An 18178-nucleotide genomic window follows, 5' to 3' on the forward strand; every position below is an offset into this window, starting at 1 on the left:
CAGGGCTGGAGGATGAAGATGCTTGCGCCTCACGTCGATTTAACGGAGGATGAGCTCAGGGCAATTAAGGAGGAGTTACCCGGGATTCTCCGGAAATTCGATAAGCACAGGAGTAATCTGATACCCCTTCTACAGGCCGTTCAGGAGCGCTTTCGGTATCTTCCTCCACTGGCAATGCAGGAAGTGGCTCGCTATCTGGATATTTCTCTCAGTGAGGTCTACGGAGTGGCCACTTTTTACAACCAGTTTCGCTTTTATCCTCCCGGTCGACATGAAATAAAGGTCTGTATGGGAACGGCCTGCCATGTTGCAGGAGGCGACATTATCCTGGAAAACTTCGAGCGTCGTCTTGGCATAAAGGCCGGACAGACGACGCCTGATAGGGAATACAGCATAGAACGTGTTGCCTGTGTCGGGTGTTGCGCCCTTGCGCCTGTAGCGGTTGTAGATGATAATGTTGTCGGCCATATGCAGCCGAGTAAGGTGGAAGGGCTTTTCGTTCAGTTTGAGATACAAAGACAGCAGGAAGAACGAGCCAGGGTAGAGAAGGCGTCGGCGTGATGGAGAAAAAATCGCTTCGGGTTTACGAGGATATCAAGGAGCGGATAAAGGGTGAGCTGGAGCAGGAGCAGGCCGGTAACAGGCCTGTTATTTGCATAACAATGTCAACCTGCGCGAAAGCGGCTGGAGCCGAAGAGACCCGCAGGGCTATAGAAGAAACCCTTGCAGAGAGGGGTATTGATGCCCATGTCGTGGATGTGGGATGTCTCGGCCATTGTTATGCTGAGCCTCTTATCATCGTATCAAACCCCGCCCTGGGTTTTCCTCCGATCTGCTATCATGGAGTAAATGCCAGTAAAGGAAAGCTTATAGTCAGATCCTACCTGGAAGATGGTGATCCCTCCTTTGAATACATTCTGGGTGCAATGGAGGAAAACGATCTTATACCACCCGTTACGACCTTTCCCAGGTTTAGTCTGGAACAGCGGGTGGTCATGGAGTATTGTGGATTTATTAGTCCATGGGATATAAGAGAATACATCGAAAAGGGCGGATATGAAGCCCTGGCACGCGCCCTTGAAACGGATCCTTCCCGGATAATCGAGGAGATCGAGAAATCGGGTCTCAGAGGCCGTGGTGGTGCGGGGTTTCCCACGGGAAGAAAGTGGCGACTTGCAAGGAATCAGCCTTCCAATGGGAAGATTGTAATATGTAACGCCGATGAGGGTGACCCGGGCGCTTATATGGACAGAACCATTATTGAAAGCAATCCGCATCAGCTTCTTGAGGGGTTGATCATCTGTGCCTATGCCGTTGGTGCATCGGAAGCCATCGTTTATGTCAGGGCCGAATATCCTCTGGCGGTGAAAACCGTAAGGCATGCGATAGAAGAAGCCCGGAAGTACGGTTTTGTGGGAGAAAATATTCTGGGGTCGGGCTTTTCACTGGATGTCCGGGTGTTTCAGGGATCCGGAGCATTTGTTTGTGGTGAAGAAACGGCCTTAATTCAGTCTCTTGAGGGGCGCCGTGGTATGCCCCGCCACAGACCGCCTTACCCGGTGGAGAAGGGCTTGTGGGGACTTCCCACGGTCGTAAACAACGTCAAGACTCTGGCGTCCGTTCCGGCCATACTCTCTAAAGGTGCGGAATGGTTTCGCTCCATCGGAACCGAAAGCAGTCCGGGCACGGCCATATTTTCCGTCGTCGGCAATGTGAAGCACGCCGGACTCGTGGAAATAGCAATGGGGACCACTTTAAGGGAGCTTATATTCGAGGTCTGCGGTGGTATTCCCGGAAAAAAGAAGTTTAAGGCCGTTCAGATCGGAGGACCTTCCGGTGGGTGTCTTCCTGAAGAGTTTCTGGATACCCCCATAGATTTTGACTCCCTCACCCGAGCCGGTGCTATGATGGGTTCGGGTGGAATGGTTGTTATGGACGAAGACAGTTGCATGGTGGACGTTGCAAGATATTTTCTCGAATTTACCCAGAAGGAATCGTGCGGTAAGTGCACCTTCTGCAGGATTGGTACGAAGCATATGCTGGACATTCTCGACAGGATTACAAAAGGGGAAGGTTCTGGAAACGATCTCGAATTGCTGGAGCGGCTTGCCCATGAAGTAAAAGCAGGGTCTCTATGCGGACTGGGAAAGACGGCCCCTAATCCGGTGATTACCTCTCTCAAGTATTTCATGGATGAATACAGGGCTCATGTTGAAGAAAAGCGCTGTCCTGCTCTTAAGTGCCGTGCCCTGATAGCCTACTACATTGATCTCGACAAGTGTGCCCGTGGCTGTGAAGCCTGTGTGGGATCCTGTCCCGTTGAAGCAATTTTTACGACCAAAGGCAGGAAGAAAGCCATTGACCAGAGCCTTTGTGTGAAGTGCGGTGAGTGCATGGTGGCATGCCCGCCGGAGTACGATGCCGTAAGGAAGGTCTCTCCGCCTGAACTTGCGCCCGTAATTGAAAGACCTCCGGATCAACAACCGAAGAAAAAGACGGCATAAGGTGAACAATGGCACTGATAATTGTAAACGGCAATCCTGTAGAAGCTCATGAAGGCGCGACCGTTCTGGAGGCATGTCTGAGCAACGGGATCTTCATTCCCAACCTCTGTTTTCTGAAGGAACGGGATCACCCCCACGCCTCCTGTAGACTGTGCTTCGTAGAAGTGGAAGGCTACGCCGCTCCTGTCCCGTCCTGTACTCTCGAAGCAAAGGAGGGCCTTAAAATCCGAACGGATACGCCTGAAGTAAGGCGGCTTCAGATTGCGGCTTTTAAGCTCATAATGTCGGGCCATCCCTGTCACGCAAAGACATGCCCTACCGTAAAGCCGTGCCTTCTCATGAGGATAGCAAAGCATCTGGGAGTGGGCCTCTCTCCGAAGCCCTATCCGAAGCTCGAGAGGGATGTTCCCGATCTTGTGGACTTCGGCGTTATGTATCATGTCCCCATAAGATGTGTTCTTTGCGGCAGATGCGTCTTTCTTTGCAGACAGCGGAACGGGAAGTCTCTGCTCACCTTTGCCCGGAGGGGTATCGAAACAATGGTTGCACTTTTCCCCGAACCGGGAACAGACCTGAGGGAGAACTGCCAGAATTGCAGAGCCTGTGTGAACGCCTGTCCAACTGCGGCCCTTATCTGGAAGGAATGATCATGAGCACGGGACGACCCAGCTGGCATGAATATTTTATGGTAATTGCCAAGATCGTGAGCACGAGATCGACCTGCAATTCCAGGCGGGTGGGCGCCGTGATAGTAAAGGATAACCATATTCTCGCAACGGGTTATAACGGTGCAATGCCCGGTGCGCCTCACTGTATAGATCAGCCTCCCGTTGATGGTTCTCCTTTCTGCTTCCGTCGTTATTTGAAAGTTCCAGATGTTGACAAGTACAATTTCTGTAAGGCTTCTCATGCTGAAGCGAACGCCATTGCCCAGGCTGCAAGATACGGTATTTCCGTCGAAGGAGCCACACTCTACACAACCCTTGCTCCCTGCTATGTTTGCCTGAAGCTCATCGCCATGGCACGGATCAGAGCAGTCTATTATGAACATCCTTATGAGTCTCTTGATCCCAGGAGAGACGAATTCTGGAAGCAGGCGGTTAAGGAAGCCGGGATAGAGGTTTTTGAACAGTTGACCATTTCGGATGAAACCTACAGATACATATTTGACAGCTTTACGGGAATTACATCACGAAGGCGCATGGAAGCAACGGGATGATATGGAAGATCGTCAGGAGTTTATTCCGCTCTACTGGAAAGATCAGCTCGTAATCTGCAATCCTTACGGTACCGTGGGGATTATAACCCTCTGGTCTGCAACGGATTATGTCATAAATCAGCTAACCAGGGCAGGCCTTTCGCTGAACGGTCAGGATTCCCCAGTAGCTGTGGTGGGGACCCTTTACGGAAACGGCCTGAGAGAGTTGCTCCGTAATCTTCTCTACAATCCTCAAATCGATACGCTGATAATTTACGGGAGGAATCGTTCCCATTCTGCGGATGAACTTATTGCGTTCTTTGAAAGGGGCGTTGAGGAGCTGGACGGTGTTGAGATCGGTTATGAACCCCTTGATGACGGAACCATTCCAAAACCGGTGCGTATTCTGGGCACGGGTCGAATAATCGATAACCTCGTAAAACCTTCTGACTTTGTAAGAAAGCCCAAAATACTCTTCCCGGGGGAACCCCCTGACCGGGCGGCTCTCGATAAGGTGAAAGAATTCATTTCCCGTTACGAAAAGAATCCTGCGCCTCTTCCACCCAGAAAAGTGGTTCCGCTTCCCCGCATGATCGTCAATCACTATCCCGGCAACCCCCGAATTCATACGATATGGGCCGACGATCCTCTCACGGCCTGGCGAGATCTAATCCACAGGCTGTACTGTTTCGGTCGCCCTGTTGTGCTCAAAAAAGGCCGGCGCCGGGAGCTTCAGAACGTTAAGGTTGTGGTTGAAAAGCCCGAGCCCGTTCCTGAAGAGGACCTCAGAAAACACGGCTTTGATCCCGAATTGCTGGAAAGATATGGTCGAAATTTCCTGGATAACCTGCTTCCGGAAGACACGAGTTATTCCTACGGGCATCGCATAAGAGCGTACTTCGGATTTGATCAAATAGACAGGGTTGTCAGGCGTCTTCGCAGGGATCCTGAGGACCGTAAGTGCTATGTGGTGTTGTGGGATCCCGCAAGGGATCTTTCGGAAGAAGTGGAGGGTCGGCCCTGTTTGGTTTCGGTTTTTTTCAGGAAGTTCGAAGACAGGCTCACTCTCACGGCAACGTTTCGGACTCATAATGCCCTGGATGCCTGGCTGGTCAATTTTTACGGCCTTATGGCACTCCAAAAAAAGGTATCCCATGAAGTTGCTCTGGCGCCTGGAGCCATCACGGTAATAAGCCATTCCATAAGCATAGACGAGGCGGAGATTGACAGGGCTGCCATGGTGGCTTCTGAAAGAGAATTCCGTTATCGACTGGATCCAATGGGCTACTTTCGGATATCTCTGGACGGGGATGCCATATTGGTGGAATACCGTACGGGGGATGTGACGCTAAAAACTTACAGACACCGTAAGGCCACGCGGCTTCAGCATGAGATAGCTCGCGATGCCGTTATATCTGACATAAATCATGCCATCTATCTGGGGCGCCAGCTTGAGCGGGCCGAGCGATGTCTCAGGGAAGGACTTCCTTTTGAACAGGATTAGGCGTTGTGAAGGAAGTGATCTTTTTTGATATAGGGCATACGCTCGTAACGGGTGCAGAGGCTTCTCCCAGGCGGCTCATCGGGGCGGCCCTGGACCTGAAAGAGCGCGACATAAAGCGAATTGGTAAATTGATTATGACGGAGAATGCCGAGACTCCCGATGATCTGGCCTGCCTGCTTTCACAGGAGCTTCCCCATATTTCTCCGGGAAAAATCTTCGAAGCCGTCAGAACCGTATGGGAAGAGCAATATACCTGTGTGGAACTGCTTCCCGGAGCGGACAAAGTGATAGTTCGGCTTTTGCAGATGGGTTACACTTTAGGAATAATTTCCAACATATGGCATCCTTTTTTTCAGGGTTTTTCGGCAAAGTATCCTGATATCGTTTCTCTTTTTGAATACAAAGTTTTGAGCTACCGGGCCGGCGTAAAAAAACCTTCTCCGGACATCTTCCTGAAGGCAGTCAAAGAAGCAAATATTGATCCTTCCGATTGCTGGATGGTTGGTGATACTTACGAACTGGACATTGCGCCTGCAAGGACCTCGGGCTTTAGAACGGTCTGGTACGTTATCAGACCTGACAGGGAAAGAGACGCCATTGCGGGAATACTACGGGGGGAACTGCCGGGCCCGGATTATGCAATATCAGATCTTATGGAACTAGTCCCTTTTTTCGAGAATCGCCTATAAAGCGGAGGAGATCGCATATGTTGTGCTCGATAGTAGTTACTCTGTGGCTTCTGCTTCCGGCCATCACTTATTTCCTTTACTGGTATGAAGTAGCATCCGGCGGTGAAAGGTCTATCGTTGAAGGCCGGACGGGCAGAGACCTGAAATACGGCGTGTTACTGTCCTATTTGACGAGCCTTCTTACATTGCCCCTTATAATCCTTACTTATCCTCTTGGCTGGTTTGCCTTTCGAGAAAAGGGAGTCGAAGAAGGGAACAGTGCCAAGGCAATGGTTATATGTATCCACGGGCTGTTTCATAATCCCTCGGCCTGGCTTTTCTTCTCTCTCATTGCACGGCATGAAAACTTGAGGATAATCTATCTTCGTCACAATCCCTGGGATGGTTCCTTTGTGGAGGTTGCCGAGAAGCTGTATTTGCAGGTGAAGGAAGCAGTGAGAGCGCAAAAGGAACCCGTCGTTTTCATAGGCCACAGTCTGGGCGGATTACTGGCAGGGAAGATTGCGTTGAAGCTGGTGGCGGAAGACCTCCCTGTTTCCGGGGTTATTACTATTGGAACCCCCTTCAAAGGAAGTAAGCTTACGGTTTTTACCCGGGGCAGACTTGCAAGGTCTCTTGATTACAACAGCCCTCTCGTTCTGAACTCCTATGACGATTTTCGTAATCCGCCTTTTCCTGCCATCCAGTACTGGAGTCCAACCGACAACATGGTGCTTCCACCTTTTTCTCTCTATGATGTACCCGATGGCTGGGAAGAACGGATGATCGGCCCAATGTGTCATGTTGCCTGCCTTTTCTGGCCGCCTCTTTTGAAACGGCTGTGCAACACGGTAACGGCTTTCTCGGAAAGCAGGGCATAAAAAAAGCTAACCGGCGGGGCTAGACCGGTTAGCGAGACGAGGAGGAAAGAGTTGGTTTCTCTTCTGACCTTCTTTTTAAGCAAACCCGGTGCCAACTTCCGACCATCACCTCAGATCCTGATCTGATAAGGATTCGGCAGTGATGCAGTCGAAAAACCCATTAAAAGACTGAGGCGGAAAGATCAAAATTACGCCATTATCACGCCATAAATACGCCATCCCGATTTATTACGCCGTGATGATTTTTCTGTGAAGATAGGTCAGCGTTTGAGAGCCTGCAAGGATTTCTCGGCCGGCGGTCTTCATCAACTTTTCCAGGTTTTTTTCCGACAGGTCCTGTTTTATGGAGGGGCACAGGAACTGAACACAGTAATAGTGCCGGGCCTTTAGCGTACAGCCGCTTTTTCCCAGAAAGATGCAGTGGTCCGGATAGTAAGGGTTCTTTGGCATAGATTGGCCCATTAAAAGATTGACGAGCAATGTTTCGGGATCGTACCAGGTGGCCACTTCGGGAGCACAGCAGCTTCCTTTTTCAGACTGTCCGCACAGGGCACACTTTTCAGGTATTCTGAGATCTTTCATGCATTGCCAGGTATGTTCTATTGTCAGGCGGTATTTTCTGATAAGTTTCAGGAATTCTGAATCCTCGAGCAGTTTTGCCCGTAAGGCTTCGTGAAAGGCCAGAGCTTTTGTTATAATGGCTTTAGCCTTTCCATGAGCTTCATGCATCGCCTTGTTTTCCTCTGTGAATGTTCTGGCTTTCGGAATCTCAATTGACTAAACTATTACACAAATCGGAGGGGTCGACAATCGACAATTTAAGCCAAAACAAGGAGACGGCGAAATGAACATTTTGCTGGTTTACCCGAAAGTCAGTGAAACTTTCTGGAGCTTTACTCATGCTCTTAAAATTGTGGGTCGAAAGGCTGCTTTTCCGCCTCTTGGAGCACTTACCGTTGCGGCTATGCTACCGAAAGAGTGGAACCTGAGGCTTGTGGATATGAATGTGGAACCCCTCAGAGAACATCATATTCGCTGGGCCGATTATGTCTGGATAAGTGCGATGGTGGTTCAGAGACCTTCCACGGAAAAGGTTATCGAAATGGCTCATGCACTCGGCAGGAAGGTTGTAGGAGGAGGCCCGCTTTTCCTGTGCTTTCATCAGGAATTTCCTCAGGTGGATCATCTGATACTCGGTGAAGGCGAAGCCCTGATTCCCGAATTCGTCGAAGATCTGGCGGGCGGCAGGGCACGCAGGATATATCAATCGGATGAACATCCGGATCTGACCAACACCCCCATTCCGGCCTGGGATCTGATAAAGATGGACCGTTATGCGACGATGAGTGTTCAGTATTCCCGGGGCTGCCCTTACGATTGCGAGTTTTGCGACATAATCGTGATGAACGGCCGTAGGCCGCGTACGAAGAGTAACGAACAGATGATTGAAGAACTCGAGGCTTTGTACAAACGGGGCTGGCGGGGATCGGTGTTCATTGTTGATGACAATTTCATAGGGCATAAGAGACGGGTAAAATCGCTGTTGAGGGATGTCGTCTCATGGCAGGCAGCTCGGGGTTATCCTTTCAGTTTTTTCACAGAAGCATCCGTCGATCTGGCAGACGATGAGGAGTTGATGGATCTGATGGTTGAGGCCGGTTTCAATAAGGTTTTCTTGGGGCTGGAAACTCCTGAAGAAGAAAGCCTTAAAGAATGCGGCAAATACCAGAACCTTAAAAGAAGTCTCTCGGAGTCGGTACGGCGTATTCACGAACACGGTCTTGCCGTCATGGGTGGTTTTATTATCGGTTTCGATCACGACAAGCCGGATATATTCAAAAAGCAGTTCGAATTCATTCAGGAAAACGGAATAGTCACCGCCATGATCGGTCTGCTTACGGCTATTCCCACAACCAGGCTCTACAAACGACTGCAGAAAGAAGGAAGGCTTCTTTTCGACCCCACGGGTGACAATACAGACGAAAGGGGCACGCTTAACTTCGTGACCAGGCTCGACCGAAAGTGGATAATCGAGCAGTACAACAAATTGATGAAAAAGGCCTACGAGCCCGGCAACTACTATCGACGGATTTACAGATTCCTGGAGACCTACAGACCCAGAGCAAAGAGTAAGGTGCTGTTATGCGATGTAATCGCCTTTCTTCGTTCCATATGGTTTCTGGGAATTCGAGACCGACGGGGTCTTAAGCGTCTCTACTGGAAGTCTCTCGTAAAAACCCTGCTGAAATACCCAAGATCTTTTGTTTTTACGGTGACTTACGCGATCTACGGGTATCACTTCAGGAAGCTTTTCTGGGAGTCCCGGTAGAGGAAACCCTGTAAAAGCGCTCCTTCTCGCTGAAGATGCAGCCGCAATACTGCTGGCGGTATATGCCCGACTCCTGAGCCATGCGCTGGCCCTCTTTCCATCCGGACCTGAAGTCTTCGTAGTAGAAAGGGATTTTGTATTTTGCGGCTGCATTCTCGGCTATGTTCTTGGCCAGTTCGTGTTTCTGGCGCTTGCTGTAAAGAAGGGTCGTCGTAAAGGCGTCAAAACCGCTTTTTTTTGCCAGTCTGGCCGTGGCTTCCAGTCTCAGGGTGTAGCAGTAGGTGCATCTCTGAGACTCCCGAAAAGCAACGTTTCTCAGGAATTCTTCCAGGGGATAATCGTTTCTTATTATGACCCGGAGACCTTTTGCTTCGGCCATTTCCGTCAGCGCTTCCCGCCGTCTGAGCCACTCCGAGTAGGGATGAATGTTGGGATTGTAAAAAAAGGCCATCACTTCCCATCCGTTGGATCGGAGCTTCTCAAGGGGATAGAAAGTGCATGGACCACAGCAAACGTGAAGAAGTATCTTTTTCATCCTGCTCTGCTCCTGAAAGACCGGGACAGCTTTTCGGGGACTCCATCCATGTCGCCATTACTCATGCAGAGCACGAGATCTCCTTTTTGTAAGTAACGCAGGCATATTGAAACAACCTCGTCTGACGATAAAGCCCAATGTGCATCTATCCTGAGATCTTTCAACCGGGCGGCCAACTCAGGCAGGTTAAGCCTGTCCTTTTCCGGCAGTTCGTTGTAATCGGGTGGTGCCTTTAATATCACTATCTCCGATCCGTCAAAAGCTTCTGCGTAAGCATCCTGAAAGTAAGCCCGTTTGCTCGTGTTGGTTCTGGGTTCGAAAATGGCAATCAGCCGTCTTTCAGGAAAGTGTGCTTTCAGTGCTTTTATGGTTTCTGTGACGGCCGTGGGGTGGTGTGCGAAGTCGTCGACCAGAATGAGATCTTCCTGAAAGACCAGTATTTCCTGACGCCTTTTCAGACCGGGATAGGTGGCGAAGCCGGGTATTGCCCTGTTGAGGTCAATTCCCAGGGCATCCAGAAGAGCCACAACTGCCAGGGCATTTAGGGCGTTGTGTTTTCCGATGAGACTCAGTGGAAAGGAGTAATGTTTGCCGTGCCCGTGGCACAGGGCCATGAAAGACATCCTTCCGTCGGCGTCCCATGACAGAATTCTCCAGTCGGCTTTCTCGGAGAGACCGTAAGTTACTACCTTTCCCCGGCAGATTTTTCTCAAGGTATCGGCGTGAGGGTCTTCATTTCTGAGAACCAGAACGCCCTCGGGGGGAATTAGCCTTACGAAACTTTCAAAGGCCTTTCTTATTGCATAGACGTCCTTGTAGATGTCGGCATGATCGAATTCTATACCCGTTACGATTGCCCCAAAGGGATTGTAGTGCAGGAACTTGGGCCTTTTATCGAAAAAGGCCGTGTCGTATTCGTCTCCTTCTATTACGGCAAAAGGGCCGCTTCCGTGCATGTAACCTTTACCCTCTTTTTTAATGATTGCGCCGACAAATCCCGAGGGGTCCATTCCCGCCTGATGAAGAACCCAGAGAAGCAGTGCGGCCGTGGTGCTTTTGCCGTGAGTCCCTGCTACAACAAGGCTTTTGTGATTGTTCAGCATGAAGTGGTTTATTGCCTCCGGCATGCTCATGTATGAAGTGCCGGATTGGACGATCCATCGAGCCTCTGGATTGTCCGCTCTGATTGCGTTGCCGATGACGGCCAGATCGGGGCGGATAGCACTTACATTGGCTTCAGCGTAAGGCATCCTTACGGGGATGTTTCTTGCCGTGAGAAATTCTTTCATCGGGGAATAGAGACTTCTGTCCGAACCTGCAACGGGATAACCCTTTTCCTGTAGAAATCCCGCGAGGTTTCCCATGGCTATACCGCCTATTCCGAGCAGATAAATCGGCCGGCTCTTAATGGTCATGACCGAATGCTCCTCTTTAGTCCTGCCGGATTGGCAGAGGTCTGCAGTTCTCCGGGAGCCTTCCGCTTTCCACGGCTACATCAATGGATATCCCACCCCTTACGTTCCAGAATCCGATAACCCTGAGATAAACGGGATCAAGGGCTTCCTTGAGCCTTTTGTGAATGTAAACGGTGCCGTCTTCGTGGAAAATTCCCGTGTTTCTGAAGCTTCCGAGAAACAGCTTGAAGGACTTGCTTTCAAGGATCCACTTGCCGGGTACGTAATCCACAATGATTGTGGCGAAATCGGGCTGGCCCGTTATCGGGCAAAGGCAGGTAAATTCGGGTGCCTTCAGGCGAACCACATAGTGAACGTCGGGATGAGGGTTTTCAAAGGTTTCAAGTACGGCCTTATCGGGGTTTTCGGGTATGGATGCAGATCGGCCGAGCTGAGACAGTTCTCGCTTTACCCGTTCACTCATTTTTGTTGTTCCTCCGCATAAATCGTTGGATCCGGTATCCCGGCTTCCTTGAATCCTTTGCGTCGCAATATACAGCTTTCGCATCTGCCACAGGCTCTTCCCTGAGGGTCCGGATCATAGCAGGAATGTGTAAGGGCGTAATCGACACCCAGAGAGATGCCCTTGAGGATGATCTCCTTTTTGCTTAAGGAAATCAGGGGTGCGTGTATCCTGAACCTTTGTCCCTCTTCTGATCCGGCCCTTGTTCCCAGGTTCGCCACCTTTTCAAAGGCTTCTATGAACTCGGGTCGGCAGTCGGGATAGCCGGAGTAGTCCAGAGCATTTGCCCCGATAAAAATGTCGTATGCTCCCACCGTCTCGCCCCAGGCAACGGCACAGGCCAGAAAGATGGTGTTGCGGCCGGGAACATATGTAATCGGCACATTTCTCCCGATTTTGTCTTGAGGAACGTCCTTAGGGACGGGGATATCATCGGTAAGAGCAGAAGCTCCGATAAGGTGAAGTGGTATTTCCAGAATGAGGTGTTTTTTTACGCCAAAAACACGGGCCAATCTCCGGGCCGATTGGATCTCTTTTTCATGACGCTGTCCGTAGCGAAAGGTAAGAGCGTAAAGCTCGTATCCCTGATGCTTTGCAACGGCAAGGGTTGTCGTTGAGTCAATTCCCCCGGAAAGAAGCACAACTGCTCTGGAACGGTTCATCGTTTAAACTCCTTTTGCGTCAGGCGACCAGATATATTTGTGAAGTTGAAGGTTCAACCTTACCGGGATTTTATCCTTGAGTATCCACTCTGCCAGGGTTGAGGGCTCAAGGAGGCCGAAAACAGGAGAGAAGTGTATAACTCTGACAGGGGATTCTTCCAGCACCCTACGGGCCCATTGGGATGCAAAGAGGTAATCTTCGAAATTACCGATTACGAACTTGACCTCGTCTGCGGGGTGGAGGCGCTTGAGGTTTTCATAGTCGTTTTTATGCATCATTCCGCTGGAGGGGCATTTTATATCCATGATCCGTATTGCCTTTTCGGGGATTGGGCTTATGTCCAGAGATCCGTTGGTTTCGATGAGGACGGTGTATTCCCGATCGATCAACATTTTTACCAGGCGGGGGAGCTCCTCCTGCAATAGGGGTTCTCCTCCCGTTATTTCGACCAGCTTCAGGCCCGAATCTTCCACGAAACGAAGGCAGTTACGAAGCGTCACTTTACGACCGCCGTTGCGGGCATAGAGGGTGTCGCAATAGGTGCACTTCAGGTTACATCCTGCCGTTCTGATAAAAACACAAGGCCATCCGGCAAAGGATGATTCTCCCTGTATGCTGATGAACATCTCGGAGACGAAAATCCCCGGCTCTCCCATAAAAGCCCTCCGGATCGCGGTCTACCGGCCTTTATTTACCCCGGATGTGCAAAAATTAAAGGAAAATTTGATCCATTTCCCCCATCACGGGAAAATTCCGTTCAAGAGGCCAGCAATTGAGGCAATTTTGAGGTGGGTCGTTTTTCACGAGAGGGAAAGAGAATTTTTGACCTTACCTGAGTTATGGTGGTACATGTCGTGGTTCGGAGGGTGTAGCTATGGTGGAAAAGGTGGATTCGAACGGTGTCGTTCCCAGGATAGGCTACGTATATGTGATTCTTGCGGCCGTTATGTGGGCAGTCTCCGGCACATCGGGAAAGTATCTTTTTATCCACGGTTTGACTCCCTACGATGTGGTCCAGTTGCGCCTTACCATATCTACTCCCCTGCTGGGATTGTTTCTTGCCTTCTTACGGCCTGATTTGCTCAGGATCAAAAAATCCGATGTCCTCTATTTTGCAGTCCTTGGAATTCTTGGAATGGGTATGGTTCAATTTACTTACTTTTATGCCATAAGCAAAATCAAGGTTGCCGCGGCAATTCTTCTCGAATATCTCGCTCCTGCCTTCATAACCCTTTACTCCGTGGTTATCGCCAGGGAGCGGGTAAGTTTCTACGTGTTTCTGGCCCTGGCGGGGGCAACCTTTGGGTGTTTTCTGGTCGTCGGGGGTTACGATCTCGACCTTCTTTCCATGAACAAAATGGGAATCCTTGGAGGGCTCGGTGCCGCTCTTTCTTTTGCCTGGTATTCGGTTCACGGGGAACGGGGAATGCGGCGGTACAGTCCCTGGACCGTGTTTTTTTATGCCCTTCTTTTTGCAACACTTCTCTGGAATCTTTTGCACCCACCCCTTACGGGATTTCGCCGGGACATGAACGGCTTCATGTGGCTTCTCGTTTTATACATCGCAATCTTCGGAACTCTGGTGCCCTTTGGCCTGTATTTTCTGGGAATCAACCTGATTCGTTCAACCCGGGCCAGCATAACGGCGACCCTTGAGCCCATTACTGCGGGTTTTGTTTCCTTTTTCTTTCTGGGAGAAAAGCTCGATATACCGCAGATTCTGGGGGGATTGATGGTTATCGGGTCCGTTATTATGTTGCAGCTGAAAAAGGAATACGACCCGGATACGCCGGCTTTAATTCGTGCTCAGCGGGAAAGGAGATCACCGTGAGAAGGCCGCTTATTGCCCTGCTTACGGATTTCGGTACCCGTGACGGCTATGTTGCCGCCATGAAGGCCGTAATTTTAAAAGGTCTCGATGATGTGGAATTTGTAGATATATCTCATGAAGTTGACCCTTTCAGGATTGAGTCTGCTGCTTACGTCCTTTATTCGGTATTCGATTTTTTCCCATCGGGTACGATTTTCCTGTGTGTTGTGGACCCCGGGGTGGGGACTGCCAGAAAGGCTCTTGCCGTGGAAGTGGGGAGGAAATATCTGGTCGGTCCCGATAACGGTCTTTTTTCCTGGGTGTTAAAATCCGGAGGTTATAGGGCCTTCTCGCTGGAAAATGTTTCTCTTTTCAGAAGCAGCGTCAGCTCCACCTTCCACGGTCGTGATGTCTTTGCACCTGTGGCGGCTTATCTTGCCTCTGGAGGTCAAATAGATGCGGTGGGTACCGGATGTGAACCTTACATTGCCGAATGGACGGAAGTTGATCGTGGTGTTGCTGAGGTAAAAGGTCAGGTTATTCACATCGACCGCTTTGGAAACCTGATAACCAATATAAGGAAAGATTGTTTGCCGGAAGGTGTCGTGAAAAGCTCGAATTTCAGGGTCAGGGTTGGCGATAAGGCTATTGAGAGTATTGTAAATACCTATGGCGATGTTCCTGAAGGGGCTTTGTGTGCCCTCTGGGGAAGCTATGACCATCTTGAAATATCGGTGTGTTGTGGTAATGCTTCCGAGACATTGTCGGCCGGAATTGGGGATCGGGTATTTTGCAGGTGGTAAAAAGCTTTATCGGTTATGCTTGCCGTTATCTTGAAAAATTTTTCATGTTGACACCTGATGGATCGATGGGGTAAGAAGGAGTAGCATTTTATAGACGGTGGAGTTGTGTGTGCTGAAAGGGGGTGAAATTTGGGGCTTTGGCAAGGCGCTGTTTGTAAAGAAGGGGTTGTGTTAAGTTGTGGAGATGAGGGATAGATCGGGTGTAAAAATTTAGAAGAGGAGGAAAGAGATGCGTAAGTATCTGGTAATGTTGATTGCTTTGGTTGCGGCGGTGGCTATTGCCGTTCCGTCCTTCGCCGTTGAGTTCAAGTACGGTGGTATGTATCGCTGGAGAATTCACGCTAATGAGAATATGAAAGATGCCAATAGTGATCTGGACGATACTGCCAACTGGATCGATCAGCGACTGAGGTTATATTTTACTTTCGTGGGAAGCGAGAATCTTCAGCTTGTAACGAAGTGGGAAGCCGATACGCTCTGGGGTCTTGAAAAAGGTGCCGGAAGGCATGGTGGTGGTGACTGGGGTGCCGACGCCGTTAACCTGGAGATGAAGAACGTGTATCTTGACTTCATGATCCCCAACACGCCTGTCAGGGCTCTTGTGGGTGTCCAGGGTTTGAGCTATCTTGATGGTTGGATTGTAGCAGATGATGCTTCCGCTTTCGTTCTAAAGACCGCTTTTGATCCGGTAAAGGTTGAGCTGGGTTATATAGCCGGTGTTAACAGCGATCCGGTGACGGACTATAACGACATGGATGATTGGTTCCTTGCTCTGAAGTATGCGGAAGGTCCTTTCAATGCGGCGGCTGTTCTCTTCTATCAGTACGCTCATGACGCCGATTATTCCTATCCAAACAGCATTGGATATGGTGGTACGGGTGCAGTGGACAAGGAAGATAACCACCTGGTGGATCTGGGTTTCTCTCTGGGCTATAAGATGGATTGGCTGGGAGCCAAGGTTAACTTCGTGAAGAACCTCGGCGGTTATGACATTGCCGGTACCGATGAGGATGAGGACTACGAAGGCTGGATGGTAGAGGCGGCCCTTGATTTTTACATGGGTGCTTTTACTTTCACTCTTGGTGGCTTCTGGACCTCTGACGATTTTGCCTATCCTGCCGGAAGGTCTCATTACTGGGCTGAAATCGCCGGTCTGGGCACACTGGACGTGAATGTTGCGGGCAATGACTGGTACACGAGCAGCTATGGTATGGGTGGTGGTCTGCCCAATCGCGGCGATTACGATGCCGGTGATGCTCCCAGAAACCTCTGGACCATCCATGCCGGCGTTGCCTGGCAGGCTCTTGATACTACCAAGGTTACCTTCAACTATTACTATCTCGGAACCGACGATGATGTTTTGGCCAACGAGGCCACCGATGAGTACGATGACAGCATTGGTCACGAACTGGATCTCTACATCGATCATAAGCTTATGGATGGTCTGACGCTCCGTCTCGTAGGCGCTTACCTCATCGGTGATGACGCTCTTTCGACCAACGAAGAAGACGACAACATCTACGAGGTCGGTGCTCGGTTGCTCTGGAAGTTCTAGCCGGCGTTGTTGAAGTTCAGGTTGCCTATTACCCCGGTGGGGTTAAGCCTCCACCGGGGTTTTGTTATGCCCAGCCCCAGGAGGAATTTTATGAGCCCTGGCCTTGCTCTTCACAGCCTCGACGGTAATGGAATTTCCCGGGAGATTGCCGGAATTCTTTACGATAGGGCGGATTCTTTCCAGGAGGAGCTTCTGGAACTGGGCCGGCGTGTGAGACTTAAATTTACAGGGATTAATACCGAGACCTGCAGTATTATCAACGCTCGTTCGGGAAAGTGCAGCGAGGACTGTAAGTTTTGCGCCCAGTCGGTGTGGTACCGTAGTCCGATAACCGAATATCCTCTCCTGGATTACGAAACCATTCTGCAAAAAGCAATCGATATGGACCGGGCCGGCGTAAAACGCTTTTCCATTGTTATAAGCGGCAAAAAACCGTCAAAGGGGGATTTTGAAAAGATTCTCAGGATTATTGAAAAATTACGCAGGGAGACAAATCTTCAACTTTGTGCATCTCTCGGCATAATAGACCGATCCATGGCAGAGGAGCTGAAAGCTGCGGGTCTGAGTATGTATCATCACAATCTGGAAACCTCTCGTGGATATTTCCGGCAGATCTGTACCACTCATTCATACGAAGACCGAATAAAGACCGTTGAATCGGCCCGGGAAGCGGGCCTGACGGTTTGTTCTGGTGGTATTATCGGACTGGGTGAAACATTTTATGAAAGAATTGAAATGATTTACGAATTGAAAAGTATGGAAGTTGATTCCATACCGGTGAATATTCTTAACCCCAGGCCCGGAACCCCTCTTGAAAAGATGAAACCTCCGTCATCCGACGAAATAATCAGGACTCTTGTAATCTTCAGACTGATTTCCCCCGGTGCGACATTTAGACTCTGCGGTGGGAGAGAACCTGCTCTGGGCGACAGGCAGGAACTGGCACTCGAGGTGGCAGTAAACGGGCTTATGGTTGGGGGATACCTGACAACGGAAGGGGATCCTCTGGAGAAAGACATGGCCATGATAGGTCGTGTGAAAGATCGGCTCGCAGAGTTACAGGCCGATATGGGTCGTCAGGGCTTTTTCCGTTAATTTGCGCATAAAGCGTTCATATTCCGGATCTGTTATGGATATTACGGTTCTGCTGTTGATCCTTGAGAAGGAAAGCCGTTCTTCGGCAATCCAGTTAATACACTGGCTGTAGAGTTCGTACTCGACGCTAAGCCCTCTCAGTCTTACACTTTCGACGGTGTCGTCGGGCCAGATGGGGTAAACTGCCTGGGCAATTATAGGGCCTGTATCTTTGCCTTCATCGACGAAATGAACCGTTATCCCTCCCCATTTGCACCCGTAATTAAAGGTGTCTTCATAACCGTGCATCCCGGGGAAGGACGGGAGAAGGGCGGGATGGATGTTGATAACGCCGTAGACGGGCCCTTTACGAAAGTGCTTCAGGAAATCCGGAGTGAGAAGGCGCATGTATCCGGCAAGGCATATGTAGTCGATGTCGTATTTTGCCAGTACCGATAAGATTTCTTCTTCCGCTTCCCGGTAGGCTTTCTCTCTATCACCCCTGTGCTTTTGGATGTAGAAGCCGTAGTCAACTGCGTAAGCCGGGATTCCGTGTTTGCGTGCTCGCTCCAGACCGTAAGCTTCCGCTCTGTCGCTTATAACCGCTTTTATGTCGGCCTTAAGTGTTCGGACGATTCCGTCGGCCCGCCCCAGACGCCGATCTATCATGGCCTGAAGGTTTGTGCCGCTACCCGATACAAAGACGGCTATGTTCGTACTCATCCAGACACTCCGCT

The 18178-nt window shown here is 50.2% G+C and carries 19 protein-coding genes; 12 read left to right on the forward strand and 7 right to left on the reverse strand.

Annotation, left to right across the window (positions count from 1 at the left end):
* Nucleotides 1-12: 12 nt before the first annotated feature.
* The 7 genes from nuoE to BM091_RS05200 are packed head-to-tail and all read left to right on the forward strand — an operon-like array spanning nucleotide 13 to nucleotide 6755.
* On the forward strand, nucleotides 13-561 hold the full coding sequence (gene nuoE, locus BM091_RS05170; RefSeq protein WP_245735273.1) for an NADH-quinone oxidoreductase subunit NuoE: 549 nt from the start codon (nucleotides 13-15) through the stop codon (nucleotides 559-561).
* The gene (locus BM091_RS05175) at nucleotides 561-2504 is read left to right on the forward strand and encodes an NADH-quinone oxidoreductase subunit NuoF (RefSeq protein WP_093393987.1); all 1944 of its coding nucleotides are present in this window, start codon (nucleotides 561-563) and stop codon (nucleotides 2502-2504) included. Before nuoE ends, BM091_RS05175 begins: the two co-directional genes overlap by 1 nt.
* Nucleotides 2505-2512: 8 nt before the next feature.
* Nucleotides 2513-3151, forward strand: a complete 639-nt coding sequence (locus tag BM091_RS05180) for a 2Fe-2S iron-sulfur cluster-binding protein (RefSeq protein WP_093393988.1) — start codon at nucleotides 2513-2515, stop codon at nucleotides 3149-3151.
* 2 nt (nucleotides 3152-3153) lie between these two features.
* Entirely contained in the window at nucleotides 3154-3723 is a 570-nt protein-coding gene (locus tag BM091_RS05185) for a deoxycytidylate deaminase (RefSeq protein WP_093393990.1), read from the forward strand.
* A gap of 1 nt (nucleotide 3724) precedes the next feature.
* Nucleotides 3725-5206, forward strand: a complete 1482-nt coding sequence (locus BM091_RS05190) for a thymidylate synthase (protein WP_093393991.1) — start codon at nucleotides 3725-3727, stop codon at nucleotides 5204-5206.
* Between the two features lie 5 nt (nucleotides 5207-5211).
* The gene (locus tag BM091_RS05195) at nucleotides 5212-5895 is read left to right on the forward strand and encodes an HAD family hydrolase (RefSeq protein ID WP_093393993.1); all 684 of its coding nucleotides are present in this window, start codon (nucleotides 5212-5214) and stop codon (nucleotides 5893-5895) included.
* A gap of 17 nt (nucleotides 5896-5912) precedes the next feature.
* Nucleotides 5913-6755 carry an esterase/lipase family protein gene (locus tag BM091_RS05200; protein ID WP_093393994.1) on the forward strand — a complete coding sequence of 281 codons (843 nt, stop codon included), beginning with the start codon at nucleotides 5913-5915 and terminating at the stop codon, nucleotides 6753-6755.
* Nucleotides 6756-6983: 228 nt separating this feature from the next.
* Here the strand turns inward: BM091_RS05200 and BM091_RS05205 are convergent, their stop codons facing one another.
* Nucleotides 6984-7484: a hypothetical protein gene (locus BM091_RS05205; protein ID WP_093393996.1), complete on the reverse strand. Its 501-nt coding sequence runs from the start codon at nucleotides 7482-7484 to the stop codon at nucleotides 6984-6986.
* Between the two features lie 115 nt (nucleotides 7485-7599).
* Between BM091_RS05205 and BM091_RS05210 the strand changes: the two genes are divergently transcribed.
* Nucleotides 7600-9084, forward strand: a complete 1485-nt coding sequence (locus tag BM091_RS05210) for a B12-binding domain-containing radical SAM protein (RefSeq protein WP_093393997.1) — start codon at nucleotides 7600-7602, stop codon at nucleotides 9082-9084.
* On the opposite strand, the gene BM091_RS05215 is transcribed toward BM091_RS05210, so the two are convergent.
* Genes BM091_RS05215 through BM091_RS13865 form a run of 5 tightly spaced genes read right to left on the reverse strand, consistent with a single transcriptional unit; the run spans nucleotide 9056 to nucleotide 12855 of the window.
* On the reverse strand, nucleotides 9056-9619 hold the full coding sequence (locus BM091_RS05215) for an epoxyqueuosine reductase QueH (RefSeq protein ID WP_093393999.1): 564 nt from the start codon (nucleotides 9617-9619) through the stop codon (nucleotides 9056-9058). The two genes, BM091_RS05210 and BM091_RS05215, sit on opposite strands and share 29 nt — an antisense overlap.
* Nucleotides 9616-11034, reverse strand: coding sequence for a UDP-N-acetylmuramate--L-alanine ligase (locus BM091_RS05220; RefSeq protein WP_093394000.1), 1419 nt, complete (start codon nucleotides 11032-11034; stop codon nucleotides 9616-9618). The genes BM091_RS05215 and BM091_RS05220 overlap by 4 nt, the downstream gene beginning before the upstream one ends.
* 16 nt (nucleotides 11035-11050) lie before the next feature.
* Nucleotides 11051-11497 carry a preQ(1) synthase gene (queF, locus tag BM091_RS05225; RefSeq protein WP_093394002.1) on the reverse strand — a complete coding sequence of 149 codons (447 nt, stop codon included), beginning with the start codon at nucleotides 11495-11497 and terminating at the stop codon, nucleotides 11051-11053.
* Nucleotides 11494-12198 carry a 7-cyano-7-deazaguanine synthase QueC gene (gene queC / locus BM091_RS13860; RefSeq protein WP_177193531.1) on the reverse strand — a complete coding sequence of 235 codons (705 nt, stop codon included), beginning with the start codon at nucleotides 12196-12198 and terminating at the stop codon, nucleotides 11494-11496. The genes queF and queC overlap by 4 nt, the downstream gene beginning before the upstream one ends.
* A gap of 3 nt (nucleotides 12199-12201) precedes the next feature.
* Complete coding sequence (locus BM091_RS13865) at nucleotides 12202-12855, reverse strand: 7-carboxy-7-deazaguanine synthase QueE (RefSeq protein ID WP_177193532.1); 654 nt, start codon at nucleotides 12853-12855, stop codon at nucleotides 12202-12204.
* 218 nt (nucleotides 12856-13073) lie between these two features.
* On the opposite strand from BM091_RS13865, the gene BM091_RS05235 reads away from it, so the two are divergent.
* The 4 genes from BM091_RS05235 to bioB all read left to right on the forward strand — a co-directional run bounded on the left by BM091_RS05235 (nucleotide 13074) and on the right by bioB (nucleotide 17462).
* Nucleotides 13074-14030 carry a DMT family transporter gene (locus BM091_RS05235; RefSeq protein WP_093394003.1) on the forward strand — a complete coding sequence of 319 codons (957 nt, stop codon included), beginning with the start codon at nucleotides 13074-13076 and terminating at the stop codon, nucleotides 14028-14030.
* Entirely contained in the window at nucleotides 14027-14812 is a 786-nt protein-coding gene (locus BM091_RS05240; protein WP_177193533.1) for an SAM hydrolase/SAM-dependent halogenase family protein, read from the forward strand. The genes BM091_RS05235 and BM091_RS05240 overlap by 4 nt, the downstream gene beginning before the upstream one ends.
* 229 nt (nucleotides 14813-15041) lie before the next feature.
* Nucleotides 15042-16367: an alginate export family protein gene (locus BM091_RS05245; protein ID WP_093394006.1), complete on the forward strand. Its 1326-nt coding sequence runs from the start codon at nucleotides 15042-15044 to the stop codon at nucleotides 16365-16367.
* A 90-nt stretch (nucleotides 16368-16457) separates the two neighbouring features.
* Nucleotides 16458-17462, forward strand: coding sequence for a biotin synthase BioB (gene bioB / locus BM091_RS05250; protein ID WP_177193534.1), 1005 nt, complete (start codon nucleotides 16458-16460; stop codon nucleotides 17460-17462).
* On the opposite strand, the gene purN is transcribed toward bioB, so the two are convergent.
* On the reverse strand, nucleotides 17424-18164 hold the full coding sequence (purN, locus tag BM091_RS05255; protein ID WP_093394010.1) for a phosphoribosylglycinamide formyltransferase: 741 nt from the start codon (nucleotides 18162-18164) through the stop codon (nucleotides 17424-17426). The genes bioB and purN overlap by 39 nt on opposite strands.
* Between the last annotated feature and the right edge of the window lie 14 nt (nucleotides 18165-18178).

The sequence above is a fragment of the Thermodesulforhabdus norvegica genome (assembly GCF_900114975.1).
GTDB classification, from domain to species: Bacteria; Desulfobacterota; Syntrophobacteria; order Syntrophobacterales; family Thermodesulforhabdaceae; genus Thermodesulforhabdus; species Thermodesulforhabdus norvegica.